The following is a 24,283-nucleotide window of genomic DNA, read 5'->3' on the forward strand; positions in this document are numbered from 1 at the left end:
TGGCCCCCGGCGACGCAAAAGGAGATCAAGCGATCCCTGCAATGGGGATATGTCACCAAGCACTGTTCTGGCGGATGAAGGGGGCAGATCAGGAACGCTTTCGTCCGCGCCGCCAACGCTTGGATAATGCCGCTCAGTTTGGCATCCGCGGCGGATTGACGATGTCATGATCATCGCGGCCGGTTTGCTGCGCTGACCTTTGCTTCCGACGAACCCGTCCACCACTTTTGCGGTCACTGGCACGTTATGAAAAAGCATTGCAGCTGGTGGCGATCAACTTTCACATCCATGTTCGGCGCAGGCTCGCCGACGATCGCGTGGTGGATGGTGTAACGCTCACTCCGCGAGAGTTCGAATGCCTGAAATGGACGGCGCGCGGCAAGTCGGCCTGGGACGTCAGCCAGATCCTCGGCGTCTCGAAGCGCACGGTGACCTTCCCTCTGGAAAACGCCAAGGCAAAGCTTGGCGTGCGAACGGTCAACCAGGCCATTGCACGGCTGGCTGCGTCCGCTCAGGCGAGATCGTGATCCTTCCGCCAAGATAGCTGTAAACGTCTACAGGCTGAATCACCGTCAGCTTTGCCCTTCGATGGCGGAACACATCCCGCACGGAGGCGACCATGATGCAGCTGATAACACCGGACCTTTACGGCGAGTTCGCAAGCGAGCTCAAAGAGATGCACGGGCTCAGATATCGGGTGTTCAAGGCAAGGCTCGATTGGGAAGTTCAGACCGAAGACGAGATGGAAACCGACGCATTTGATGGCTTCAAGCCTGTCTATCTGCTTCTCAAGGGATCCGATTGGCGAATTCGCGGTTGCGTGCGTCTTTTGCCCAGCACCGGACCCACAATGTTGCGCGACACGTTCCCGGTGCTGCTGGGTGCTGACGTTGTGCCCTCGACCGCCGACATATGGGAGAGCAGTCGTTTCGCGCTCGATCTCCCTCCGTCAGCGCCCAAGGCGGCGGGCGGGCTGGCCCAGGCAACCTACGAGCTGTTCGCCGGCATGATCGAGTTCGGCTTGGCCAACGATCTCACCCGGATAGTGACGGTGACCGATACGCGCATGGAACGGATCCTTCGCCTCGCAACGTGGCCATTGTTACGCATCGGACAGCCGATGGCCGTCGGCAAAACGAACGCGGTGGCCGGCTTTCTCGAGATTTCCCACGCGAGCCTTTTGCGCGTTCGCAGCAGGGGACGTCTGAGCGGACCGGTATTGTGGCAACCGGTTCTCGGCCTCTCAGCATAAGCCATTGTGGACATCTGAGCCGTGACGGATGCTGATCTGCCCAAGGATGCGACGCTCGGTCTTGTATGCTGGCCGGACTGGCGTCGCCACGAAGCTTACCACTACGCCAGACGATTGACACGCACTGCCTGGGCCTGGGAATTTCTTCGGCGCAATCCGCAATTCCAGCGCGACCACGCCAAGATTGCACCGCCCGCCTGCATTGTCAGAACACGCGCCGATACGGAGATAATCGAGCTGACGACAAGATCATCTTGCCTCAGGCAATGGAGCCTCCTTTTTCGCGGATGCGCCACAATTGGACGCCACGTCGGCAAGGGTCTTTTGGGATCCTCGCGACTGCGGCCGTGTCCTGCGAGCGGCCGCGGAGCCGGTTGGGCTCGACCACAATTTTGAACCGCTTGATCTTTCTTCGCTCTCATGCGGCAAGGACATCCTGCTGACACCTGCCGGCATGCAGCACGTGCTGCTGAGGGAGGACTGTCGGAGTCTGCAGATCGCCGTTTCCGGTGCCTCCGTTCTCTGCCCGTTGCGGTTATATGTCGACGCAATCGTGCCGCCGCGGCACCTGAAGTTCCATGTCGCTGCCCTTCAGTTCCTGAACGACATCAATGGTTGCGGCCGGCTGGCAGCTGCTTGCCTTCCGCCGGAACCTCGCGGAGGGCGTCTGCGTATCGTGCTCCAGGCTTTGGATGGCTCGCTTGCCGGCGCATCCCATCAGGAGATCGCTATTGCCCTGTTCGGGAGACGGCGTGTCGAAGAAGATTGGTCTCATCCAGGCAACCATCTTCGCGACCAGGTGCGTCGCGCCATCCAACGTGGCCGCTACCTGATGGGCGGCGGCTACAGACAGTTCCTGATGTGATTGTGGTGAGAGCTAGTAATTGGCCTATTCGAAAACGCGCCGGGATCTGACTGCGTTTGCCATGATGGGGTCATTGTGCATTGCACAAAACGTGACGCGCGGTTAGTCCTTTCGCGGCGGGAATCGAGGTTTGGGTAAACGGACGAAGCACTGAGAACCAATGCTTCGTCGATAGTGCATTACATACCCCGAGGACCCTGATGACCGATATGAACTCCGACAAGGCCGGCGCTGCAAGCCTTGAGGCGATCGCGCGAAACGGCAGCATGCTTCATCGCATCGCTGTACGCATCCCGACCTATCTCTCGGATATTCGCGAGAATCCGGCATGGCTGCCGATGTTCATGTTGGCGCGCACCATGCCGGCACGGAGAATGCACTGGCGTGGTGCAAAGCCGGTCCGAAGGTCGCAAAGAGCCCAGGACACGATGTTCGCTGGCGTCAATCGCCAAGACATTGTCGACGCGCTACGCTCGGATGGGCTGTTTTCCGGCCTCGTCCTGCCAACAACGGTCTCTGAAGATGTTGCCGCATTCGCCATGTGCACACCTTGCTTCGGCAATTTCGACCGCCGCCTCGAATTCATGCCGACGGAGCATGCGCAGGCTGAGGCCCGGTTCGGCCGTCCCTTGCTCAGCGGCCACTATTTCGAGCGCATTCTCGGCTGCAATGCGGCACTCGCCATCCAAAACGATCCGCTGCTCATGGATATCGCCGCGCACTATCTCGGCGGCCAGGCGAAGCTGATCACCACGCGTGTCTGGTGGAGTTTCCCGACCGGCCAGGCCTCCGACGCCGACAAGAACATGGCTTCGCTTAGCAAATACCACTTCGACCTCGATGACTGGCGGATGCTGAAGTTCTTCTTCTACCTTGTGCCGGTCGATGAGGGCACCGGCCCCCATGTCTATGTCCGCGGCAGCCATAACCGCCGCGCCCTCAAGCACCAGCTTACCCTTCTCGTCGGCCATCCCGCGCAAGAGGTTCTGGAGGTCTACGGCGAGCAAAGCCCGGTCACGCTGACCGGAGAGGCCGGTCTCGGTTTCGTCGAGGATCCGTTCGGCTTCCATATGGGTACCGTGCCGACGCACAGGCCACGGCTGATGATGGAAGTCGGCTTCGGCGTTTCTCCTCCATCGCGCCGCCGCTTCCATGGAGAGCCTGTGCTCCGCTGATTTCGAAAGTCCCGAAATAGCCTTCCCCGACCGTGAGCCTTGTAAGGCAAGATGAGGCTATGCCGCCATTCCAATCTCTTCGGCCCCAAAGCGGTTGTCTGCACAGCTGGATTGATTTGAACAGGTACTTATGCGCTGGCTGGCGCCATGGCGAGACCCATAGCGCCAGCCAAAGGTGAGATGGCACCGATTGAGCTGCCAAACTTGAATGAATCGATCGGTCCTTAGTTTTTTGCTGCAATAGGCCATTGAAACCGTCGCTGGACGCGCTCTGTTGCCTGCGCCAACGAACCCGTTGATCTCGGTTTCGGCCATGCCGACGAACAGCGCACTGATAGATGCCTTCGCGGGCTAAGCTCTGCCGGCGAAAGCCAGCGTGTCAAAGGGCGGCGGTAGGGAATCAGGATCTTGATCGGCGGCGACGATCATGATCCAGGCGTCTTAGTCTATCCATGGGGTGGATGGTACTTATCCTTACAATCGATTGTACCAATATTACAGAATGCTTCTACAAGATCCTGAATCTAAGCGGGCCGGGTGGGTGTCCGTGCTCGTGATTACTGCGTGGGCTGAAGCTGCCCGGGAAGAATGCGGAGACGAACATGTGCGGGATTGTTGGCATCGTTGGGCAACAGCCGGTGTCGGACCGGTTGGTCGACGCGTTGAAGCGTCTGGAATATCGCGGCTATGATTCGGCCGGCGTTGCGACGATCACCGAGGGCGCCTTGCACCGCCGGCGCGCCGAAGGCAAGCTCGTCAATCTGGAGATGAGACTCAAGGAAGAGCCGCTGGGCGGCAACATCGGAATCGGCCACACGCGTTGGGCAACCCATGGAGCATCAACCGAACGCAATGCGCACCCGCACTTTACCGACGGTGTCGCCGTCGTCCATAACGGCATCATCGAGAATTTCGCCGAGCTGAAGGACGAATTGGCGGCGGCCGGAGCCGAGTTCCAGACCGACACCGACACCGAGGTCGTCGCGCATCTCTTGGCAAGACACCGCCGGGAGGGCATGAGGCGGCGAGAAGCAATGGCTGCCATGCTGAAACGCGTCAGGGGTGCCTACGCGCTTGCCATCCTCTTTGAGGATGATCCGTCGACCATCATGGCGGCGCGCAACGGACCACCGCTGGCGATCGGTCACGGCGACGGCGAGATGTTCCTGGGCTCCGACGCGATCGCGCTTGCTCCCTTCACCAATGAAGTTACCTATCTCATCGACGGCGACTGGGCTGTTATCGGCAAGACGGGCGCCCATATCTTCGATTTCGACGGCCATCCTGTCGAGCGTCCGCGCCAGACCTCCACGGCCGCAGCCGCTCTGGCCAACAAGGGCAACCATCGCCACTTCATGGAAAAGGAAATTCACGAGCAGCCCGAGGTCATCGCCCGTGCGCTCGGCCACTATATCAACATCATAGAGAATCGCGCCGACATGGTTTCTGGCATCGATTTCGCCAGGATCCCCAGCCTGGCGATCTCTGCCTGCGGAACCGCCTATCTCGCCGGACTGATCGGAAAATACTGGTTCGAGCGCTATGCGCGCCTGACGGTTGAAATCGACGTCGCGTCCGAATTCCGTTACCGCGAGATCCCGTTATCGCCGCAGTCGGCGGCTCTTTTCATTTCGCAATCTGGCGAAACCGCCGATACGCTCGCATCGCTGAGGTACTGCAAGGAGCTTGGGCTGAAAATTGGCGCCATCGTCAATGCCTGCGAATCGACCATTGCTCGGGAGGCCGATGCGGTCTTTCCGATCCTTGCCGGACCGGAGATCGGCGTCGCCTCCACCAAGGCTTTTACCTGCCAGCTTGCCGTTCTTGCCGCACTCGCCATCGGCGCCGCCAGGGCCCGCGGAACCGTAACCGAAGACGAGGTGCAGACGCTCGTCAGGAGCCTCGCCGAACTGCCGCGCATCATGGGCCAGGTAATCAACAGCATCCAGCCGGAGATCGAGTTCCTGTCGCGCGAACTGTCAAAGTGTCGTGACGTCCTGTATCTCGGTCGTGGCACCAGTTTCCCGCTGGCGATGGAAGGTGCGCTGAAGCTCAAGGAGATTTCCTACATCCACGCCGAGGGCTATGCGGCGGGTGAATTGAAGCACGGTCCGATTGCATTGATAGACGAGAACATGCCAGTGATCGTCATCGCGCCACATGATCGCTTTTTCGACAAGACCGTCTCCAACATGCAGGAAGTGGCTGCCCGTGGAGGGCGGATTATCCTCATCACCGATGAAAAAGGGGCCGCCGCATCGAAACTCGACACCATGCATACGATCGTGCTGCCGGCCGTCGACGACATTATCGCGCCAATGATCTTCTCGCTGCCGATACAGCTTCTTGCCTACCACACGGCGCTCTTCATGGGCACAGATGTCGACCAGCCGCGCAATCTCGCGAAATCGGTCACAGTCGAATGATTGTGACGCTTTTTATAGGTGGCGATGCTCCTCCATCCGAAAGCGCCAACACCTTAACGTGCCCTTTAATGATGGGGCCGAATCCTGTCAAGACTGGCCGGCTTCGAATCGGAACGATGGCCGGCATGGTCGGAGTTCGCAGCAGGTCTTGCCCGAAAGGGATTGAACCAAGCCATAGGAGGACCGAGCTAATTCTTACTCAAACCGACCCTAGTGATTTCGCGCCATCCGATACTCTGGGGGGACGTATTTCGTTCGCTCGCGAGGTCACCAAACTTACAATGGCGCAGGCCGCACGCCGGCTTGGTGTCCAGATGGCATGCTGGAAAGCATGGGAATGCGACCGCGCCGCGCCGCAATCCAATCGCCTTGCGATGATGGCGGGCATCTTGGCCGTGAGTCCCTCATGGCTATTGTCGGGAATAGGCGCCGGTCCACTGGAGCTGGAGGCGAACGATCGTGCCGCCCTGCTGCAAGAGCTGCAAATCGCCTCTGCTGAGGCAGTGGCTTCGCAAAAACGTGTGCAACAAATCGTTGCGTTACTGGGGTCGGTTCCGGTAGCCGGCGACTCGCCCTAAGCGCGGTATGCAAGCGGTTGGATCATAAAAGACGCGGGGTTCTGGAGCCCAAAAGTGTGGGGACTCCTGGACGGAGGCGGCGGCAGGGCGGCGAGTTGCTGCTCAAGAAAGCCATCGGCGAGAATGAGTCGGGATCGCAGGACGAATGCGGTATAGTCGATCAGGCGATCTCAGGCTGGCCGCTTGTTGGAACTTGATCAGAACCAGGTGAGCCACCATATCCCGACCCGGCTGCCAATTTCAGGTGGCGCATTCTATGGATGAGGCCAATCCGGCCGGATCGACGTCCATTTTTTTGATTTGCTAGGTGCGTCAGGTTGGGGAGGAAATCTCCCGATTTATCAGGCGCTCCTTCTCTTCTTGGAGGTGTCTATGAAGGACTCGCGCATTCCCGAGCCAGTCTTGACGGCTATGTCAGACGGAACCCACATCATCCGCGCTTATCGTGAGCACCTTGGATATTCCATCGAGGACCTCGCGGTGGCGAGCGGGCTTGCCGCTGAGGAAATCCAAAACATCGAGTCGGGTCTGAGGTACAACAAGGGCTATCGGGATCGGATAGCGAGATCGCTGTCCATACCTGTGGGAATTCTTGAGGGACAGTCGGACATATCGGATGCCGCGTGATCAGTCGGATAATCTGCCAATGGGTGGAAGATCCGCTACCTTGTGATGTGTTGTTTTGAGACTGATAGTCGACGCTTAATTCCGTTGGACGCGATGGCCTTCGGGCGCAGTACTGCCAAGAGAATTATCGTCCACTGCCCGGGTCACCGATCAGGAAGTTGTGCCAGGCGATATTGCCGCCCGGAGTGCCGTGACACGGGCACGATAGCCCGGTTCGCGACGAAGGATTGGCAACGGCGAATTCATGCTGGGTCAGCAAGGCGATACTGGCTGCAGCATCAAGTTGGCCGACGAGGGCGGGGGCACAGCGAGCCCCAGACGCGCTGGGTTGACTGTGGGTGTCGGAACAGCGAAAAGGGGCCGCTCTTCGTGAGTGGCGTGCGCCGGCAGTCTAACCCCAAGCCCCCCGCCCAGGCTGCCGGCGCGCTTCTAGGAACGTTGAGGTAGGGCCGCAATCCAACGCCTCCTTGTCTGACACGCATCGATCAGATCCCGAGCAGCCAGCCAGTGTTCGGCCTTCGCTTGCGCCTCTGCCTTGGCGCCCGAGGCCTTGCGCTTCCTCCAGCGTGGTCGATCGGCACGCCCTCGACTTCGGCGGCACGATCGGACGACAGCGGCCGCGGCAGGCTCCATTTGCATGAGGGGGGCTCGTGCCATCAAATACCTGATGCATTTGCGCTTTGCGCAATCTCCGTTCATGCTCGATGCCAGGCGCAGACCTCGCCTCTACACGATGAAGCATCGATGCAAGGCCTACGCTTTGATCGCCATCGCGGCCATTGCTTTGCCGCGATCGCCGAAGCCGTTTACGACAATCGTGCCAGCAATGCCGGCAGCGATGCCGCATGCAAAAATCCACAAATGATTGTAGCCAAATGCTAGCTGCCCAGCATATGTCCGGCATTTCGCAAGGCCCCTAGGAAGAGACTTGCATGGCCGTTGGCATCGATCTTGGCCTGCATCGACAGGGGCATGCTGTGCCAGTTCTCCAAGGGCGCAATGAAATGTGAGAAAGTGCCGTTGACCATGCAATGGTGGGTAACGAGGCCCGGTCTGTCCAACGCCAGCACGCCGGTCTGCTCACCCTGATATCGGATGGCTGCGACCCGCTGGACCTCCGCGTCACCGTCGACCCGCACGTCGAAAAGCAGGATGCCGCGGCTCCTGATGGCTATCTCCGTGGCTTTTTCAGCGAAGCTTAAGGAGAGCGAGCGGACGCTTTCGACCGCCATCTGGAAAACCATCAAATCCAGTTCATTCATAAGGTAACTGCGCGCAACACCGGGATGATTGCAATCGACGCACACGGCTTTTTCACAGATGTCGGTCACGAGCGATCATTTTGGGGTTTGCCGGTCGGCCATTGACTGAAGGCGTGCTCCGTTCGAACCGATCCTGAAGCGGAATGCGCGGGATCTACGGAACCCGAAGAGCCGGCCAGCCAAGTTGCCGCGACAATTGATGTCGTGATCATTCCAGACATCTGCATTTCGGCCACCTGGTAAGTCCGTTCTTAAGCCCAATCTCGGGCCGTCTTGTACATGAAAACCTCGCGGTGGCGTCCTCGAAGCTCGGGCCGCCAGGCGCTTGATCGAAGCGTCGAGAACCTTGTTTTCCGATGATCCGGTCCTCCTACAGAACATATTCTGGGACACTCGGCTTCATCCACTGAAGCGTGCCGTTTCGCTCGTCCGTGTTCCTTGCCGGCTCACCGCCTCAGGGCGCCTTGCACACAGCGGCGCGTCAGCGCATCAAACTCGTCCCCCCTTCACTTCACAAAATGGATTTCCTGAAGTACGGGGAGCGCAGAGAAATCTCCGGTCGCAGCCTACCCGGTTAAAACAAGGACCCAATGATGAAGACTCTCGTCGTCTGCTCCGGCGGATTGGACTCCGTTACTCTTGCTCACAAGGTGGCAGCGCAGTACGAGCTCGCCGGCCTTCTATCTTTCGATTACGGCCAACGGCACCGGAAGGAATTGCGCTTTGCAGCCCTTTGCGCTGAGCGTCTGAACGTCCCTCATCGCATCATCGACATCCGCGAAATCGGTCGCGGCCTTTCCGGCTCCGCGCTGACAGACAGTGTGGATGTGCCGGACGGGCACTACGCCGAAGATACCATGAAGGTGACGGTGGTGCCGAACCGGAACGCCATCATGTTGGCCACCGCTTTCGGGCTTGCCGCCGCGCACAAGGTCGAAGCGGTGGCGACTGCCGTGCATGGTGGGGATCATTTCATTTATCCCGACTGCCGTCCGGCCTTCATCGACACTTTCCAGATGATGCAAGACCGTGCGCTCGACGGCTACGCGAAGATTCGCATTTATGCGCCCTATGTGAATCTCACGAAGGCCGACATTGTGAGGGATGGAGCAACATACGGAACGCCATTTGCGCAGACCTGGTCCTGCTACAAGGGCGCCGAGCGTCACTGCGGCAGGTGCGGGACCTGCGTCGAGCGGCGCGAGGCGTTCCATCTTTCTGGGCACCCGGATCCCACCGACTACGAGGACTCCGACTTCTGGCTTGATGCGCTGCGAAGGAGGAGCGCATAATGTTCCGCATCACCAAGGAATTCCACTTCTCGGCCTCGCATCAGCTCACCTCGTTGCCGCCCGATCACCAATGTGCGCGCCTGCACGGGCATAATTACATCGTCGAAGTGGATCTTTCGGCGAAGGAACTGAACGATGACGGCTTCGTGCGCGACTATCACGATTTGGCGCCACTCAAACGCTATATCGACGAGCGTTTCGACCACCGACATCTCAATGACGTGCTGGGACATGAGCAAGTTACCGCGGAATGCCTGGCCAGACATTTTTATCTATGGTGCAAGGCGCGCCTGCCCGAAACCTCGGCCGTGCGGGTGAGCGAAACGCCGAAAACCTGGGCGGAGTACCGGCCGTGACCGATACGCATCCCGCAATTCGCGTGAGCGAGATTTTCGGACCGACGATCCAGGGCGAGGGCGTGCTCATCGGTTTGCCGACGGTCTTCATCAGAACCGGCGGGTGTGACTATCGCTGTTCCTGGTGCGACAGCCTGCATGCGGTGGACAATCAATTCCGCCATCAATGGGAGATGATGTCCATCGGCGCGGTGTGGCAAAACGTGGTTGCGCTTTCCGGCGGCCGCCCGGTGATGGTGTCGCTGTCAGGCGGCAATCCGGCCATCCAGCCGCTCGGTCCGCTCATCGAGCGAGGCCATGGTGAAGGTTACCGTTTTGCGCTGGAAACCCAAGGTTCCGTGGTCAAGGACTGGTTTGCCGACCTTGACGTGCTGATTCTCAGCCCAAAGCCGCCCTCAAGCGAAATGAGGACAGATTGGGCCGCTGTCGAGGCGTGCGTCGATGCGGCGCAGGAGAAGCCGCAAATCGTGCTCAAGCTCGTTGTTTTCGACGAGAGCGACTACGCCTACGCGAAAGGCGCCGCGGAGCGATTTCCGCGCCTTCCGGTCTACCTGCAACCCGGCAATCACACGCCGCCCCGTCCCGGCAACCAAGACGAGTCTGTTGATCTGGACGGAATAATGAAACGCATGGAGTGGCTGGTTGAAAAGGTGACCCGTGACAAGTGGTTCGAAGCCCGCGTGCTGCCGCAGCTGCACGTTATGCTCTGGGGCAACAAGAGGGCCGTCTAGCCTGCGCCTGCTTTGTACTGGAACTGCGCCTGCGGATCTTCGGTTGGCCGGGTTGGCCCACATTTGACGGCGCTGCCGGGGTACTTGCGGACTTCTGGTATCGGCACCGAGAGCGTGGCCAGCCGTGTTGAACCCAGGCTCACATGACGATGCTGAGGTCAAGAGGTGTGTTAGGGCGGCATCGTGTTGTTCCAATTGGCAGCGGAATCCAGGTAGTGTGAGAGTTCTGCAAATTCGCTGAGAGATGGCGGTCATGGCAGGCTGGTGATGTTCAACGTCACCTGATTCCCGCGAAGGAACGCCACTAAACGCCTTGATGAATCATTGTAAGGCACGGGACAAACTTATTGTGGCTCGCGGTCAGCACAATCACGATTGCCCAGCTCTTGGTCGCTGATGAATACCTCGCCCGGCAGCCACAAGCGCCATCGCTTCCTCCGACATCATCGCGCACACGGTATGGCTTCGCTCCGTGACCGTTCCTCTGCGGTGCTCAGACTGCCACCGAGTGCCTGGCCGTTCCACTTTCGAAATATTTGTCGAACTTCGCCGCAATGCTCCTCACGAAGAGACGACCTTCCGCCAGCACGACGAAACTGTCGCCTTGGAGTTCAAGCAGTCGATCAGGATCCTGAAGGGCGATTGAGCTTGCCTGAATAAGGAGCTTTTGGCCAGCTTCCCCGAAGCGCTCCACCAGGTCGATCGCCGAGAAGGCGAAATCGCACATCAGCCGCTCGATGATCCAGCCACGGACACGATCGTCGTCGGAAAAGGCGATGCCGCGGACGCCGGCCAGCCCGCCATTGGCGACCATACGTCCGTACTCAGCGGTCGAAGGCATGTTCTGCGCGTAACCTTGGCGAAATCGGCTGATGGACGAAGGGCCAAGGCCGATCAATGTCTCGCAACGATCCTCTGTGTAGCCTTGAAAATTGCGATGCAAGGCCCCTGTGTGCGACGCAAGCGCCAGCGTATCGCCCGGCTTGGCGAAATGGTCGAGCCCGATTGCTTCGTATCCCTTGTCGACAATCGCTCGTGCGGCGAGTTGCGATTGGGCAAACCGCTCCGTGGGACCGGGGAGCCATACCTCGTCGATCATCGTTTGATGCTTCTTGAACCAGGGCACGTGAGCGTAGCCGAAAAGCGCCATCCTGTCCGGTTCCAGGGTGAGCGCCTGCGCCACGGTGGAACAGACGCTCTCCCGGGTCTGATGCGGCAGACCGTAGAGCAGGTCCAGATTGACCGATTCGACGCCGCGAGAACGAACTCCATCGACGACTGTCTTGGTCTGCAAAAAGCTTTGCTCGCGGTTGATCGCCTTTTGCACTTTCGGATCGAAATCCTGGACGCCGAGGCTCGCCCGCGTCATGCCGATCTCGGCGAGCGCATCGAGACGTGCATCGTCCATATCGTTGGGATCGATCTCGACGCTGATTTTCGTATTCGGGAGAAAATCGAAGTTGTCACGCAGGACAGTACCCAAGGCCACCATATCCTCGGGCTTCAGCATGGTCGGTGAACCGCCGCCGAAGTGGATTGCACGGACGGAGGCCTTGCCTCTGACATGACCGGCAATCGTCGCGACCTCCGCATGCAGCGAACGCAGAAATGCGGTGACCGGCTCATAGTGACGCGTCTGCTTGGTATGGCACGCACAGAACCAGCAGAGCCTGTCGCAATAGGGAATATGCAGGTAAAGCGATATCTCGTCGCCGCCTTCGAGCGCCTCCAACCAGCCTTTCTGGACCGCCGCGTCGACGCCCGGATGGAAATGCGGCGCGGTCGGGTAGCTGGTGTAGCGGGGGACGTTCTCGCCAAGTCTGGCAGCTAATTCCGGTCGCATGTCGTGGTCCACCGTGTTTGCGTCGCCGGAACTCTGGACGCGTCGAACAGCCAAAGCCCTGATTTCGGTCAGCCTCCAGCACGGACAAACTGCCGCAAGGATTTTTCTACCGTCGATTGCTATCCTGCCGGCACTTGGGATCGGTAGAGCCATCGAATGACAGTACGGCAGGATATTCACAGTTCCGGCATTCCCGTTCTTTGCCTACCTTGCGAGGCACGGCACCGTGGCGTCTGCGGTGCGCTCGATCCAGACCATTTGGCGCGGCTTGCCAAGACTTCGTCGCGGCACAAGATCGAGCCGGGGGTCGAACTAATGGGCGACGCCGAGGCCGTCGACAGCTATTCAAACGTGCTTTCAGGCGTGGTGAAGCTGACGAAGAGCCTTTCGGACGGCCGCCAGCAGATCGTCGGCCTCCAGTTTGCACCGGATTTTCTGGGACGGCCCTTCAAGGTGAAAAGCGCGATCAATGCGGAAGCGGCAACGGCTGTCTCCCTGTGCTCGTTTCCGAAAGCCGCCATCGAACGGATGATGAAGGAATCACCGGAGCTCGAACATCGCCTGCTCAAGCAGACGCTGAACGAGCTCGACGAGGCACGCGAATGGATGGTGACGCTGGGGCGAAAGACGGCCTCGGAAAAGGTGGCCAGCTTTCTCCTGTTGATCGCCCGGAATATCGACCCCAATGTTGACCCGGCGGCCAGGTCGGTGTGCTTCGATCTGCCGCTGACGCGTGCCGACATCTCTGATTTCCTTGGACTTACGAACGAGACCGTGAGCCGCCAGCTGACGCGATTGCGGGCTGACCGCGTGATCCGGATCGAGAACAACCGCCAGGTGACGGTGGACAGCATGAGCCGGCTGGAGCAGCGCTGCGGCGGCCGAGGCGCGCGGTAACCGCCCTTGGAATGAGACCTAGGCGCCGGGCCTCCGTCGCTTATTCCGATCCGCGGCAGGACATGCTCGCGTTCGAACGCGATGTGTCGCCGCAAGCCTTCGAAGAAGCCGCGTAGCATGAACCCGACAGCTTCCGCAGGCTCTATCGGATCACCATGACCGATCGCCATGAGCGTTTCGGCCACCTCGTCGGCGAAGCATCGATCCTCGACATGCTCGGCGCGCAACCGGCTGGTGGAGGCAAGATTGGCCTCGGCTGAGGTCAAGTCCGCCTCATCCACGGGGAAAATGACCGTCTCCTCGAACCAATGAAGTCGCGAAGCAGCGAACGATCGCGCGGGCTATGCCAAGGCATTTGAAGCGATCGACGCTTGGCAAGGCATCGGCAATATTTTCCAGCGCGTCGCAGAGCCGCAGCTTTTCCCAATGGACGCTTCATTACATCGCCCGGAATGCCGCTCCGGCCCCGCCCGGGGGGACGCCGGACTTGTCCATGAGCCGGCGGCCTGTGCTGCGTTTCCTCGTTCAATCGCCACCTTCTGATCGCACCGAACTCGATCTGCCCGAAGCAAAATCGTGTGGCCCTGACATGGATCAGGGCGAGTAGGCCGCGGCTGCGGAATTAATGCACCGCGGATTGGCGTCCGCGCATCGGAATCCGAGGTCGGGACATGTCATGAAAATCGGCATAGAAATCGTCGCTTTGGGCCTTTTTGCGTTTATGGCGCTGGTGGCGGCAGGCTTTGGTGTGGACGAGCCGTTTCGCCAGCACATGTGGGTGCTTTTCTTCGTGCTGCTTGGCTTTATCGCCATCCTTCTGCGCAACACCAGCTTTGCGCCGGCAGCACCGGTCGATCCTTCTGCCTACATGGATGGGCCAATCCGCTATGGCGCCATCGCCACAATGTTCTGGGGTGTCGTTGGCATGCTGGTTGGTGTGGTCATCGCCCTGCAGCTTGCCAATCCGGATCTCAACGTCGAGCCCTGGTTCAATTTCGGCCGCCTGCGGCCGCTGCACACGTCCGGTGTTGTCTTTGCTTTCGGCGGCAATGCGCTGCTTTGCACGTCATTGTATGTCGTACAGCGCACCTGCCGCGCCAGGCTCTTCGGCGGCGATCTCGCCTGGTTCGTGTTCTGGGGCTATCAGCTTTTCATCGTCATGGCCGCGACCGGATACCTGCTCGGTATCACCGAGAGCCGCGAATACGCCGAACCCGAATGGTATGTGGACCTTTGGCTCACCATCGTCTGGGTCGCCTACCTCCTGTTGTTCCTCGGCACCATCCTGAAGCGCAAGGAACCGCACATCTACGTCGCCAACTGGTTCTACCTGTCCTTCATCGTGACCATCGCGATGCTGCATGTGATCAACAACCTGTCGATGCCCGCATCCTTCCTGGGCTCGAAGAGCTACTCCGCCTTCTCCGGCGTCCAGGATGCCCTGACGCAATGGTGGTACGGCCACAACGCCGTCGGCTTCTTCCTGACCGCCGGCTTCCTTGGCATGATGTATTATTTCGTGCCCAAGCAGGCGAACCGGCCGGTCTATTCCTACCGCCTGTCGATCATCCACTTTTGGGCGCTGATCTTCCTCTACATCTGGGCCGGGCCGCATCACCTGCATTACACTGCCTTGCCCGACTGGGCGCAGACGCTCGGCATGGCGTTTTCGATCATGCTCTGGATGCCCTCCTGGGGTGGCATGATCAATGGCCTGATGACGCTGTCGGGAGCCTGGGACAAGCTGCGCACCGATCCGATCATCCGCATGATGGTGATGGCCGTCGCCTTCTACGGCATGTCGACCTTCGAAGGCCCGATGATGTCGATCAAGACGATCAATTCGCTGTCGCACTACACCGACTGGACCATCGGCCACGTTCATTCCGGCGCGCTCGGCTGGGTCGGCATGATCTCGTTCGGCGCGATCTACTACATGGTGCCTAAGCTATGGAATCGTGAACGGCTCTATTCGCTGCGGCTCGTCACCTGGCACTTCTGGCTGGCGACGCTCGGGATCGTCGTCTACGCCGCAGTGATGTGGGTTTCCGGCATCATGCAGGGCCTGATGTGGCGCGAATACGACGAGCAGGGCTTCCTGGTCTACTCCTTCGCCGAAACGGTCGCCGCCATGCATCCCTACTACATCATGCGTGCCATCGGCGGCGCCATGTACCTGTCTGGCGCCCTGATCATGGCGTGGAACATCGCCATGACCATCCTCGGCCACCAGCGCGAGGAGGAGCCAATGCCGGGCTCCATCCCCGCCCTCCGGCCTGCGCGATCAGGAGCCAGATGATGGGCTTGATGGACAAACACGCGATCATCGAGAAGAACGCCACGCTTCTTCTCGTTGGTTCCCTTCTTGTGGTGACGGTTGGCGGCATCGTCGAGATCGCGCCGCTCTTCTATCTCGACAACACGATCGAGAAAGTCGAAGGCATGCGGCCCTATTCGCCGCTCGAGCTCGCCGGGCGCAACATCTATGTGCGCGAGGGCTGCTACCTCTGCCACAGCCAGATGATCAGGCCGTTCCGCGATGAAGTTGAACGCTACGGCCACTACAGCCTGGCGGCCGAGTCGATGTACGACCATCCGTTCCAGTGGGGATCGAAGCGAACCGGGCCGGACCTTGCCCGGGTCGGCGACCGCTACTCGAACGGATGGCACGTTCAGCATCTTGCCGAGCCGCGTTCGGTGGTGCCGGAATCGATCATGCCAAGCTATGCGTTCTTAAAGGACACGCCGATCGAGGTGAAGGATTTCTCGACGCATCTGGTCGCGAACGGGCGTGTCGGTGTCCCCTACACCGATGACATGATCGCCAACGCCAATGCCGACCTGATGATACAGGCCGATCCGAATGCCGACACGTCCGGTCTGGAAGGCCGTTATCCGAGGGCCAAGGTCGGCGACTTCGACGGCAACCCCCAACAGGTCACCGAGATGGACGCCTTGGTCGCTTACCTGCAGATGCTCGGCACGCTGGTCGATTTCAAGACCTACGACGAAGCCGCCGGCTACCGCTGAGGAGTGTGATCGTGGACTACAATTTGATGCGGGAATTCGCCGACAGCTGGGGCCTGCTCGCCATGGCGCTGTTCTTCGTCGGATGCGTTGCCTTCGCGCTTCGCCCTGGCGGCCGCAGGCAAGCTGACGAAGCCGCACGAATTCCTCTCAAGGACGATTGATCATGAGCAGCGAGCACATCGACGAGGTCTCGGGCATCTCAACGACCGGCCATGAGTGGGATGGCATCCGAGAGCTCAACAACCCACTTCCGCGCTGGTGGGTCACGACCTTTTACATCACCATTGTCTGGGCGATCGGCTACACCATCGCCTATCCGGCATGGCCAATGCTTACTTCCGCGACCAGAGGTGTGCTCGGCTATTCGAGCCGCAACCATGTCAAGAATGAACTGGCAGCCGCCGAAGCCGCCAAGGCCAAATATGTCGCGGCGGTGGAATCGAAAACCGTCTCGGAGATTGCTGCCGACGACGCATTGCGCGAGTTCGCTGTCGCTGCCGGCGGTGCGGCATTCAGGGTCAATTGCGTGCAGTGCCATGGCTCCGGCGCCCAAGGGTCCAAGGGCTTTCCGAACCTCAATGACGACGACTGGCTGTGGGGCGGCAAGGCCGAACAGATCCAGCAGACGATCACGCACGGCATCCGCTTCGCATCCGACCCGGATACGCGCGTGTCGGAAATGCCCGCTTTTGGTGACATCATCACGGCAGATCAGATCGCGCAGGTCAGCACCTACGTTGCCAGCCTGTCCGGCTTGGTCCGGGACGCAAGGCTGATCGAACCCGGCGCCAATGTTTTCGCCGAGAATTGTGCCGCCTGTCATGGTGAGAATGCAAAAGGCAACAAGGAACTCGGCGCACCCGACCTGACCGACGCGATCTGGCTCTATGGACCGGGCGAGACGGCCATTGCCGCGCAGGTTCGCGCGCCGAAGCACGGCGTCATGCCGGCCTGGATCGGGCGTCTCGGCGAGACCAAGGTCAAGGAACTCGCCGTCTACATCCATTCGCTTGGCGGCGGAGAATAGGAACGGAAGCCTATTCTCGGCCCTCCCCGCCAAGCGACGAGGCCCGGCGCGAGCCGGGCCTCGACACCATTCCGGCATGCGGCGATTGACCTGCATCAACGCGGCGCTGCCCGCGGCAAAGCTTGCTCAACGCAGCATTCCGGACGTCAGCCGAAGCAGACGAGTCCGGTTGAACGGCAATTTCATCGGCTGCGCGCGAGTGGAGATGCACGTGCTGGATAAAACGGTAGAACGGCTCGAAGCCGAAGCGGTCAACTCCACCAAGACCCGTCAGCCGCTCTATGCCCCACGCAAGAAGATCTTCCCCAAGCGGGCCTCGGGCAGTTTCCGCCGCTTCAAATGGCTGGTGATGGCGATCACCCTGGGCATCTACTATCTGACGCCTTGGCTGCGATGGGATCGGGGGCCGTTTGCCCCGGACCAGGCCGTGCTGCTCGATCTTGCCAACCGCCGTTTCTACTTTTTCTTCATCGAGATCTGGCCGCAGGAATTCTACTACGTCGCCGGCCTGCTGATGATGGCTGGCATCGGCCTTTTCCTGATCACCTCCACCGTCGGCCGCGCCTGGTGCGGCTATACCTGCCCGCAGACCGTATGGGTCGATCTTTTTCTGGTCGTGGAGCGGGCGATGGAAGGCGATCGCAACGCGCGCATGAAGCTCGATGCCGGCCCCTGGACAGCGCGCAAACTGGTGCTGCGTGCAACGAGGCACGCCATCTGGCTGGTCATTGCGGCAGCCACCGGCGGCGCCTGGATTTTCTATTTCGCCGATGCGCCAACTCTTCTTCGAGAGGTGTTCACCGGAACCGCCGCGCCCGTCGCCTACATCACCATAGCCGTGCTGACGGCGACGACCTACACATTCGGTGGGCTGATGCGCGAGCAAGTCTGCACCTATATGTGCCCGTGGCCGCGCATCCAGGCGGCCATGCTGGACGAAAATTCGCTCACCGTGACCTACAATGACTGGCGCGGCGAACCTCGGTCGCGGCACGCCAAGAGGGTCCAGGCCGCGGGGCAGCCGGTCGGAGACTGCGTCGACTGCAATGCCTGTGTCGCGGTCTGCCCGATGGGGATCGACATCCGCTACGGCCAGCAGCTCGAATGCATCACCTGCGCGCTCTGCATCGATGCCTGCGACGGCGTCATGGACAAGCTCGGCAAGAAGCGCGGGCTGATCTCCTATGCGACGCTGTCCGACTACAACGCCAATATGGCGGTGGCGACCGGGGGTGGCTCCGGCGCGGTGAAGCCTTCGCTGGTGCTCACTGCCGACGGCACGTTCTCCGACAGGTTGGCGCATTTCCACATTCGCAAGATCTTTCGGCCGCGGACCTTCGCCTACATGGGCGCGTGGTCGGCGGTCGGGCTTGCGCTGCTCTATTCGCTGCTGGCACGCGAGCGGCTCGAGGTCAACGTGCTGCACGACCGCAACCCGCAGTTCGTCACGCTCTCCGACGGCTCCATCCGCAACGGCTATACCGTCAAGCTGCTCAACATGGTCCCCGAGCCAAGGACGATCGTCGTCACCATGCAGGGCTTGCAGGGAGCCGAAATGAGCGTCGTCGGCATCGACCTGCCTGCGGCCCGTTCCTTCGCCATCCCGGTCGAACCCGACCGGCTGAAGATGCTGAAGGTTTTCGTGCGCCAGCCGGCGAACCAGGTGGACGACACAGCGCAAACCTTCAAGTTCCGCGTCGAGGACATGGCGCGCTTCGAATCTGACGAATACACAGCCACTTTCAACGCACCGGAGACCGCCAGATGAGCGTTGATACGCGAGAGCCCCGCGAATTTACCGGCAAGCATATGTTGCTCACTATTCTTGCCTTTTTTGGTGTGGTCATAGGCGTCAATCTGACCATGGCGACACTCGCCAACACCAGTTGGACCGGCCTTGTCGTCGAAAACACCTACGTGGCGAGCCAGCAGTTCAACCAGAAGGCTGAGGAAGGTCGTGTACAGGCTGCACTTGGCTGGACGGGCAAATTGACGATCGCAGGGGGTGAAGTCCGCTACAGCCTCAGCGATGCCGACGGCAAGCCGGTTCCGTTGCAAGGCGTCAAGGTGCTGTTTCGCCATCCCGCCTACGAGGCAGAGGACAAGTCCATCACACTGGCCTCTGCTGTGGGCCAGGAATTTGCCGCGCAACACACGCCGAGGGATGGCGTCTGGATCGTCGAAATGGACGCCGATGCCGGCCTTGCGCAACCCTATCGCGACGTCCGTCGGATCATGATCTCCCAAGGAGCGCTGCAATGAGCTGCTGTGCGCCGGGCGCCGAAATGGCGCTGGCTCTGGACAGGGCCACATCCGTCCAGCCGTCGAACCAGGAGATCAAATTGGCGAGTCGCTCGCTTGGCGACGACCTTCGCCAGACCGATCTTTCAGTACCGACGGTTCATTGCGCGGGCTGCATCCAGACGATCGAGACAGCACTTGCAAAGCTCGATCGCGTCGAGGGCGCGCGCGTCAACCTGTCGACGAAACGCGTCGCGATCCGGTGGCGCGGAAATGAGGTTCCGCCGTTTGTCGCCGCGCTTGGACGGCTTGGGTACGAAGCGCATCTGTTCGACCCCGAGACCGGCGAGAAGGACAAGACGCTTTCCGAACTGATCCGGGCCGTCGCTGTTGCCGGCTTTGCCGCAGGCAACATCATGCTGCTTTCGGTCTCGGTCTGGTCCGGTGCCGAAGGTGCGACCCGCGATCTGTTCCATTGGGTCTCGGCGCTGATCGCCATCCCCGCGCTCGCCTTCGCCGGTGGCATCTATTTCCGCTCGGCCTGGAACGCGTTGCGCCACGGTCGCATGAACATGGACGTGCCGATTGCGGTTGGGGTCTCGCTTGCCTACACCATGAGCCTCTATGAAACTATCAACCATGGCGACCACGCATACTTCGACGCGTCGGTATCGCTGCTGTTTTTCCTGCTGATCGGCCGCACGCTCGACCACGTGATGCGGGAACGAGCCCGGACCGCGGTGAACGGCCTGTCACGGCTGGCGGCGCGCGGCGCCATAGTACTGCGCGACGATGGTACGCGCGACTACCTGCCGGTTGGCGAGATAGAACCTGGCATGCAGCTGCTGATCGCGGCGGGCGAAAGGATTCCCGTCGACGGCAAGATCATTCGAGGCTCTTCGGATCTCGACTGTTCACTGGTTTCCGGTGAGAGCACTCCCAGAACCGTGACGTCAGGAGAAGCCGTCCAGGCTGGCATTCTCAATCTCACCGGCCCGCTGACCGTCGAGGCGACAGGCGCCGCAAAAGATTCCTTCCTGGCAGAAATGGTTCGGCTGATGGAAGCCGCCGAGGGCGGTCGCGCGCATTATCGCCGGGTTGCCGACCGCGTTTCAGCGCTCTATGCGCCAGTGGTTCACCTTACCGCCTTCGTGACGTTCGCGGGCTGGATGGCGGCGACCGGCGACTGGCACCGGGCAATGACGATCGCCATCGCCGTTCTCATCATCACATGCCCATGCGCACTCGGCCTTGCGGTCCCGATCGTGCAGGTGGTCGCAGCGCGGCGCCTGTTTGAAAACGGCATCATGGTCAAGGATGGTTCTGCCATGGAGCGCTTGGCCACGATCGATACCGCGGTGTTCGACAAAACCGGAACGCTTACGCTCGGCCAGCCCCGGCTCGTCAATGCGTCGTTAGTCGATCCGGGCATGCTGGCGATCGCAGCCGAAATGGCCGCGCATTCCCGCCATCCATTTTCAAGGGCCATAGCCGGCATGGCGGGCTTTGCCGGTCAGCCGAAACTCGAATCCGTCAGCGAGCACCCAGGCTTCGGGATCGAAGCCACCGCTGCGGGCAGCACTTGGCGATTGGGCCGGCGCGGCTGGGCTGGATTGAAGGCTCGAACCGTTGGCGAAGGCAAACATAGCTATGGCGGAACGGTTCTGACGAAAGACGGGATCATTGTCGCCTCATTCGTTTTCGAGGACGCACTGCGTGCCGACGCCAGGGCAGCCATTGTGCAGTTGAACGATGCCCGGGTGTCCGTGGAGATGCTGTCGGGCGATACCGCAGCCGCCTGCGGCGAAGTCGCGGAAACGTTGGGTATCGACGACTTCGTTCCGGCCCTGCTTCCCTCGGGCAAGGTCGAGTGCATCGAAACGCTGGCGAAGGACGACCACAAGGTCCTGATGGTTGGCGACGGGCTCAACGATACCCCCGCGCTGAACGCTGCGCACGTCTCGATCGCTCCGGCCACCGCCGCCGACATTGGCCGCAACACGGCCGACTTCGTCTTCCTGCGCGAAAGCCTTTTGGCCGTACCCCTTGCCCTGGACGTCTCACGGAAGGCCGGACGGCTGATCCGCCAGAACATTGCCATCGCGATCGTCTACAACACCATTGCCGTGCCGATAGCCATTCTGGGGCACGTCACGCCGCTGATCGCGGCAATCGCGATGTCTGCTTCGTCGCTGCTTGTCATCGGAAATGCGTTGCGCCTGCAGGGTTTTGTGCTCGCCGCGGTGACGAGGGCTCCCTCGGCAACGCGTTCGGGCATTCGCGCATCGGTGCACCCGTCATGACGACGCTTGTCTACCTCATACCAGCAGCTCTGTTCCTTGGCGCGCTGGGGCTGTCCGGCTTTCTGTGGGCCTTGAGGAGTGGTCAATACGAGGATCTCGATGGAGCCGCCGAGCGGATCCTCATCGACCCCGATGACAAGCCGGAACGCTGACCCAGATCGCCGTGCCGAAAAACCTGCTGAGGCTCCATAGCAGCTTAGCTAAGCCGCGCTTGACGTAGATTTGCGAAAAGCCCCTGTCGTCGAAGGACTGCGTCGCCCGGATTTGTCGTGTCTGGCTGATCCAGATCAAGGTTATCTCCTCATCGGCGTGGTTTCGTCGACTAGCCTTTCAAGGGAGAACGCATGTCTAACGGACAGTTTAGTCGTCACCATCAGCGTCTTGGCGGTTTTTGGGTTTTTTCAAGGTAGTGGTCGGCTCCTTCAATGAATCGCGCCGCCGAACACCTCGGCGACCGGTCTGGATCAAGACCGACACGAAGAATGGCCAAAGCCAAAAGTCAGCCGAGGCGACGCGGCGGGCACTGGAACCCAGCGCAATCGGTCCACAGTTTGTGGCTCAACTCCACCAGCATCTCACGCAGATAGCCGACTCGATGGCGGCACGCTGATGGTCGGCTACGACGACAGTTTCGACATCGTTGTCGTCGGAGGCGGGCCGGTCGGACTTTCCTTCGCCGCGTCGCTGGGGCAGAGCGAACTGAAGGTGGCAGTTGTTGAACAGCAGTCCTTGGAACGGCTGGCGAATCCGGCTTTCGACGGTCGCGAGATCGCGCTGACCTACGCCTCGATCAGAATCCTTCGCGAGCTCGGCGCCTGGGATGCCATCCCCGCTTCGGAAAAATCACCGCTGCAAGGCGCGCGCGTGCTCAACGGATTGAGCCCTTTCGCTGTGTGTTTCGATCCTCCCAGAGGATCTGAGGAACCACTCGGATTTCTGGTCCCAAATTGTCGCATCCGCGATGCCCTGTTCAAGACCATCCGCTTGCAGGATCATGCCCAGCTGATATGCGGCCATTCGGTCGTTGATGCAACAAACAGCCACAAAGGAGCAGTCATAACGCTCTCCGATGGCAGGCGACTGACCGCTCGGCTTCTCGTTGCAGCGGATTCGCGGTTGTCCGCCACGCGCAATCTGCTCGGCATCGGCGCCGATATCAATCGGCTCGGCAAGGCGATGCTGATTTGCCGGGTGAGGCACGAGCGCCTCCATCACCAGATCGCAGTCGAATGGTTCGATCACCATCAGACGATAGCGATGTTGCCGCTCACGGAAAGTGTGTCGTCGCTGCTTGTCACTTTGCCCTTAAACGCAGCCGATAGACTGCTTGCTTTCGACGACGATTTGTTCCTGACGGAATTGACAAACCGGTGTCGAGAACGCCTCGGAAAAATGAGTTTGGCAAGCACCCGCCATAGCTATCCGCTGGTCACGACGTGGGCGCACAAATTCTGGGCTCCGAGCGCCGCACTCATCGGCGACGCTGCCATTGGCATGCACCCAGTGACTGCGCATGGCTTCAACATCGGCCTGAGCGGCCAGAAGCAACTCGCCGATCAAATTCTGGCAGCATGTCGCGAACGTCGCGACATTGCCGATCCGGACACGCTCCAGAAGTACGAAAGCTGGCTTCGCCGGTCAGCGGCACCGCTCTATCATGCTACGAACATACTTGTCGGACTGTACTCAGGCGAGCACCCGGCGGCACGGATTGCAAGACATGCGGGACTTCGCTTTGCCCAATATCTTCCATTTGTCCGCCATGGCATTTCGGCCATGCTTAGGCGGTGAGACCACAGTCACGATACCGTCGACAAATCTGAGGACGCGATCTCGCCCGGGCTCCTCTTCTATCTCGCCGTCTAAGCGCGCGTCTTCATCTCCTGAGCGACGACCAGATAATTCTGCCCGTGCCAATGCCGCTTCCATGGTCTTGCGTTGCAAGGCCTCGAAATGGGATCCGGTTCAAGGCATGGCTGGGCAAGACTTCGACAATCAGCCGGCAATGCTATACGAGGCAGGCCTACCACCCGAAGTCATGATGACCACGGGTTTCCGAGCCGACGCGTCGATCACCGCTACGGTCGCATTGATACGCTGAACCCCTCGAAATTAGAGCTTATCGTGGATGTCGAGCGCCACCGTCTCGGGCGCGCGGCATCGGGTCATCAGCCACAGGTCGACCAGCACATCGCCGAGCTGAATGCCGTCTTGAGCTCGGGCAGGTTCTCCAGTCGCGAGCATGTCGGCTGCCAACACAGAATCGTCCGCAGGCGAGCCTGAAGGCCGGGTCGGTGCGCAGCCGGTCGAGATCGTTGGCATCCTCGTAGCCGCAGGCGATCGCAAAGATACGGGCGCGCAGGATGTCGGCCATGGCG

At 60.3% G+C, this 24,283-nt stretch carries 23 protein-coding genes and 2 pseudogenes; 21 read left to right on the forward strand and 4 right to left on the reverse strand.

Annotation, left to right across the window (positions count from 1 at the left end):
• Positions 1–266 precede the first annotated feature (266 nt).
• The 8 genes from DH08_RS36885 to DH08_RS16810 all read left to right on the forward strand — a co-directional run bounded on the left by DH08_RS36885 (position 267) and on the right by DH08_RS16810 (position 6,923).
• Entirely contained in the window at positions 267–527 is a 261-nt protein-coding gene (locus DH08_RS36885; RefSeq protein WP_345892407.1) for a helix-turn-helix domain-containing protein, read from the forward strand.
• A gap of 92 nt (positions 528–619) precedes the next feature.
• Positions 620–1,252, forward strand: a complete 633-nt coding sequence (locus tag DH08_RS16785; RefSeq protein WP_192180358.1) for an acyl-homoserine-lactone synthase — start codon at positions 620–622, stop codon at positions 1,250–1,252.
• Between the two features lie 21 nt (positions 1,253–1,273).
• Positions 1,274–1,648: a transcriptional regulator domain-containing protein gene (locus tag DH08_RS37435; RefSeq protein ID WP_428338487.1), complete on the forward strand. Its 375-nt coding sequence runs from the start codon at positions 1,274–1,276 to the stop codon at positions 1,646–1,648.
• The gene (locus tag DH08_RS16790) at positions 1,551–2,117 is read left to right on the forward strand and encodes a DUF2285 domain-containing protein (RefSeq protein WP_246800893.1); all 567 of its coding nucleotides are present in this window, start codon (positions 1,551–1,553) and stop codon (positions 2,115–2,117) included. Before DH08_RS37435 ends, DH08_RS16790 begins: the two co-directional genes overlap by 98 nt.
• Positions 2,118–2,317: 200 nt before the next feature.
• On the forward strand, positions 2,318–3,292 hold the full coding sequence (locus tag DH08_RS16795; RefSeq protein WP_192180359.1) for a hypothetical protein: 975 nt from the start codon (positions 2,318–2,320) through the stop codon (positions 3,290–3,292).
• Positions 3,293–3,894: 602 nt separating this feature from the next.
• Entirely contained in the window at positions 3,895–5,718 is a 1,824-nt protein-coding gene (glmS, locus tag DH08_RS16800) for a glutamine--fructose-6-phosphate transaminase (isomerizing) (RefSeq protein ID WP_192180360.1), read from the forward strand.
• Positions 5,719–5,999: 281 nt separating this feature from the next.
• Positions 6,000–6,296 (forward strand): hypothetical protein, encoded by a 297-nt coding sequence (locus DH08_RS16805; RefSeq protein ID WP_210328771.1) that lies wholly within the window; start codon positions 6,000–6,002, stop codon positions 6,294–6,296.
• Between the two features lie 372 nt (positions 6,297–6,668).
• Entirely contained in the window at positions 6,669–6,923 is a 255-nt protein-coding gene (locus tag DH08_RS16810; protein WP_192180361.1) for a helix-turn-helix domain-containing protein, read from the forward strand.
• A gap of 878 nt (positions 6,924–7,801) precedes the next feature.
• On the opposite strand, the gene DH08_RS16815 is transcribed toward DH08_RS16810, so the two are convergent.
• Entirely contained in the window at positions 7,802–8,185 is a 384-nt protein-coding gene (locus DH08_RS16815; protein WP_192180389.1) for a hypothetical protein, read from the reverse strand.
• Between the two features lie 593 nt (positions 8,186–8,778).
• Here DH08_RS16815 and queC point away from each other — a divergent pair.
• Genes queC through queE form a run of 3 tightly spaced genes read left to right on the forward strand, consistent with a single transcriptional unit; the run spans position 8,779 to position 10,564 of the window.
• Positions 8,779–9,477, forward strand: coding sequence for a 7-cyano-7-deazaguanine synthase QueC (gene queC, locus DH08_RS16820; protein WP_192180362.1), 699 nt, complete (start codon positions 8,779–8,781; stop codon positions 9,475–9,477).
• A complete protein-coding gene (gene queD, locus DH08_RS16825; RefSeq protein WP_192180363.1) occupies positions 9,477–9,833 on the forward strand; it encodes a 6-carboxytetrahydropterin synthase QueD in 357 nt (118 codons plus the stop codon). Before queC ends, queD begins: the two co-directional genes overlap by 1 nt.
• Positions 9,830–10,564: a 7-carboxy-7-deazaguanine synthase QueE gene (gene queE, locus DH08_RS16830; RefSeq protein WP_345892410.1), complete on the forward strand. Its 735-nt coding sequence runs from the start codon at positions 9,830–9,832 to the stop codon at positions 10,562–10,564. Before queD ends, queE begins: the two co-directional genes overlap by 4 nt.
• Before the next feature lie 493 nt (positions 10,565–11,057).
• Here the strand turns inward: queE and hemN are convergent, their stop codons facing one another.
• A complete protein-coding gene (gene hemN / locus DH08_RS16835) occupies positions 11,058–12,407 on the reverse strand; it encodes an oxygen-independent coproporphyrinogen III oxidase (RefSeq protein ID WP_192180365.1) in 1,350 nt (449 codons plus the stop codon).
• Positions 12,408–12,563: 156 nt separating this feature from the next.
• Between hemN and DH08_RS16840 the strand changes: the two genes are divergently transcribed.
• Positions 12,564–13,304, forward strand: coding sequence for a Crp/Fnr family transcriptional regulator (locus DH08_RS16840; protein ID WP_192180366.1), 741 nt, complete (start codon positions 12,564–12,566; stop codon positions 13,302–13,304).
• Between the two features lie 107 nt (positions 13,305–13,411).
• On the opposite strand, the pseudogene DH08_RS37440 reads toward DH08_RS16840, so the two are convergent.
• Positions 13,412–13,585, reverse strand: a pseudogene (locus DH08_RS37440) (hemerythrin domain-containing protein); the annotation flags it as partial.
• A 395-nt stretch (positions 13,586–13,980) separates the two neighbouring features.
• On the opposite strand from DH08_RS37440, the gene ccoN reads away from it, so the two are divergent.
• The 9 genes from ccoN to ubiM all read left to right on the forward strand — a co-directional run bounded on the left by ccoN (position 13,981) and on the right by ubiM (position 23,696).
• Positions 13,981–15,603, forward strand: coding sequence for a cytochrome-c oxidase, cbb3-type subunit I (gene ccoN, locus DH08_RS16850; RefSeq protein WP_192180367.1), 1,623 nt, complete (start codon positions 13,981–13,983; stop codon positions 15,601–15,603).
• Positions 15,603–16,334: a cytochrome-c oxidase, cbb3-type subunit II gene (gene ccoO, locus DH08_RS16855; protein WP_192180368.1), complete on the forward strand. Its 732-nt coding sequence runs from the start codon at positions 15,603–15,605 to the stop codon at positions 16,332–16,334. Before ccoN ends, ccoO begins: the two co-directional genes overlap by 1 nt.
• A gap of 11 nt (positions 16,335–16,345) precedes the next feature.
• The gene (locus DH08_RS16860) at positions 16,346–16,495 is read left to right on the forward strand and encodes a cbb3-type cytochrome c oxidase subunit 3 (RefSeq protein ID WP_095496049.1); all 150 of its coding nucleotides are present in this window, start codon (positions 16,346–16,348) and stop codon (positions 16,493–16,495) included.
• Between the two features lie 2 nt (positions 16,496–16,497).
• Entirely contained in the window at positions 16,498–17,361 is an 864-nt protein-coding gene (gene ccoP, locus DH08_RS16865) for a cytochrome-c oxidase, cbb3-type subunit III (RefSeq protein ID WP_192180369.1), read from the forward strand.
• Positions 17,362–17,566: 205 nt separating this feature from the next.
• On the forward strand, positions 17,567–19,129 hold the full coding sequence (ccoG, locus tag DH08_RS16870) for a cytochrome c oxidase accessory protein CcoG (RefSeq protein WP_192180390.1): 1,563 nt from the start codon (positions 17,567–17,569) through the stop codon (positions 19,127–19,129).
• Positions 19,126–19,623, forward strand: a complete 498-nt coding sequence (locus DH08_RS16875) for a FixH family protein (protein WP_192180370.1) — start codon at positions 19,126–19,128, stop codon at positions 19,621–19,623. The genes ccoG and DH08_RS16875 overlap by 4 nt, the downstream gene beginning before the upstream one ends.
• On the forward strand, positions 19,620–21,905 hold the full coding sequence (locus DH08_RS16880) for a cation-translocating P-type ATPase (RefSeq protein ID WP_192180371.1): 2,286 nt from the start codon (positions 19,620–19,622) through the stop codon (positions 21,903–21,905). The genes DH08_RS16875 and DH08_RS16880 overlap by 4 nt, the downstream gene beginning before the upstream one ends.
• The gene (ccoS, locus tag DH08_RS16885) at positions 21,902–22,057 is read left to right on the forward strand and encodes a cbb3-type cytochrome oxidase assembly protein CcoS (protein ID WP_192180372.1); all 156 of its coding nucleotides are present in this window, start codon (positions 21,902–21,904) and stop codon (positions 22,055–22,057) included. Before DH08_RS16880 ends, ccoS begins: the two co-directional genes overlap by 4 nt.
• A gap of 457 nt (positions 22,058–22,514) precedes the next feature.
• Positions 22,515–23,696, forward strand: a complete 1,182-nt coding sequence (ubiM, locus tag DH08_RS16890) for a 5-demethoxyubiquinol-8 5-hydroxylase UbiM (RefSeq protein WP_192180373.1) — start codon at positions 22,515–22,517, stop codon at positions 23,694–23,696.
• A 330-nt stretch (positions 23,697–24,026) separates the two neighbouring features.
• Here the strand turns inward: ubiM and DH08_RS37445 are convergent.
• Positions 24,027–24,279: pseudogene (locus DH08_RS37445) on the reverse strand (transposase); the annotation flags it as partial.
• Between the last annotated feature and the right edge of the window lie 4 nt (positions 24,280–24,283).

This window comes from Mesorhizobium amorphae (genome assembly GCF_014843845.1).
GTDB classification, from domain to species: Bacteria; Pseudomonadota; Alphaproteobacteria; order Rhizobiales; family Rhizobiaceae; genus Mesorhizobium; species Mesorhizobium amorphae_A.

Coding starts and splice junctions, on each gene's coding strand:
- ubiM (WP_192180373.1), top strand. CDS start 22,515: ATGGTCGGCTACGACGACAGTTTCGACATCGTTGTCGTCGGAGGCGGG.
- DH08_RS16880 (WP_192180371.1), top strand. CDS start 19,620: ATGAGCTGCTGTGCGCCGGGCGCCGAAATGGCGCTGGCTCTGGACAGG.
- queC (WP_192180362.1), top strand. CDS start 8,779: ATGAAGACTCTCGTCGTCTGCTCCGGCGGATTGGACTCCGTTACTCTT.
- ccoS (WP_192180372.1), top strand. CDS start 21,902: ATGACGACGCTTGTCTACCTCATACCAGCAGCTCTGTTCCTTGGCGCG.
- DH08_RS16785 (WP_192180358.1), top strand. CDS start 620: ATGATGCAGCTGATAACACCGGACCTTTACGGCGAGTTCGCAAGCGAG.
- ccoG (WP_192180390.1), top strand. CDS start 17,567: ATGCACGTGCTGGATAAAACGGTAGAACGGCTCGAAGCCGAAGCGGTC.
- queD (WP_192180363.1), top strand. CDS start 9,477: ATGTTCCGCATCACCAAGGAATTCCACTTCTCGGCCTCGCATCAGCTC.
- ccoN (WP_192180367.1), top strand. CDS start 13,981: ATGAAAATCGGCATAGAAATCGTCGCTTTGGGCCTTTTTGCGTTTATG.
- DH08_RS16840 (WP_192180366.1), top strand. CDS start 12,564: ATGACAGTACGGCAGGATATTCACAGTTCCGGCATTCCCGTTCTTTGC.
- DH08_RS16795 (WP_192180359.1), top strand. CDS start 2,318: ATGACCGATATGAACTCCGACAAGGCCGGCGCTGCAAGCCTTGAGGCG.
- glmS (WP_192180360.1), top strand. CDS start 3,895: ATGTGCGGGATTGTTGGCATCGTTGGGCAACAGCCGGTGTCGGACCGG.
- DH08_RS16875 (WP_192180370.1), top strand. CDS start 19,126: ATGAGCGTTGATACGCGAGAGCCCCGCGAATTTACCGGCAAGCATATG.
- ccoP (WP_192180369.1), top strand. CDS start 16,498: ATGAGCAGCGAGCACATCGACGAGGTCTCGGGCATCTCAACGACCGGC.
- DH08_RS16810 (WP_192180361.1), top strand. CDS start 6,669: ATGAAGGACTCGCGCATTCCCGAGCCAGTCTTGACGGCTATGTCAGAC.
- hemN (WP_192180365.1), bottom strand. CDS start 12,407: ATGCGACCGGAATTAGCTGCCAGACTTGGCGAGAACGTCCCCCGCTAC.
- DH08_RS16815 (WP_192180389.1), bottom strand. CDS start 8,185: ATGAATGAACTGGATTTGATGGTTTTCCAGATGGCGGTCGAAAGCGTC.
- DH08_RS16805 (WP_210328771.1), top strand. CDS start 6,000: ATGGCGCAGGCCGCACGCCGGCTTGGTGTCCAGATGGCATGCTGGAAA.
- ccoO (WP_192180368.1), top strand. CDS start 15,603: ATGGGCTTGATGGACAAACACGCGATCATCGAGAAGAACGCCACGCTT.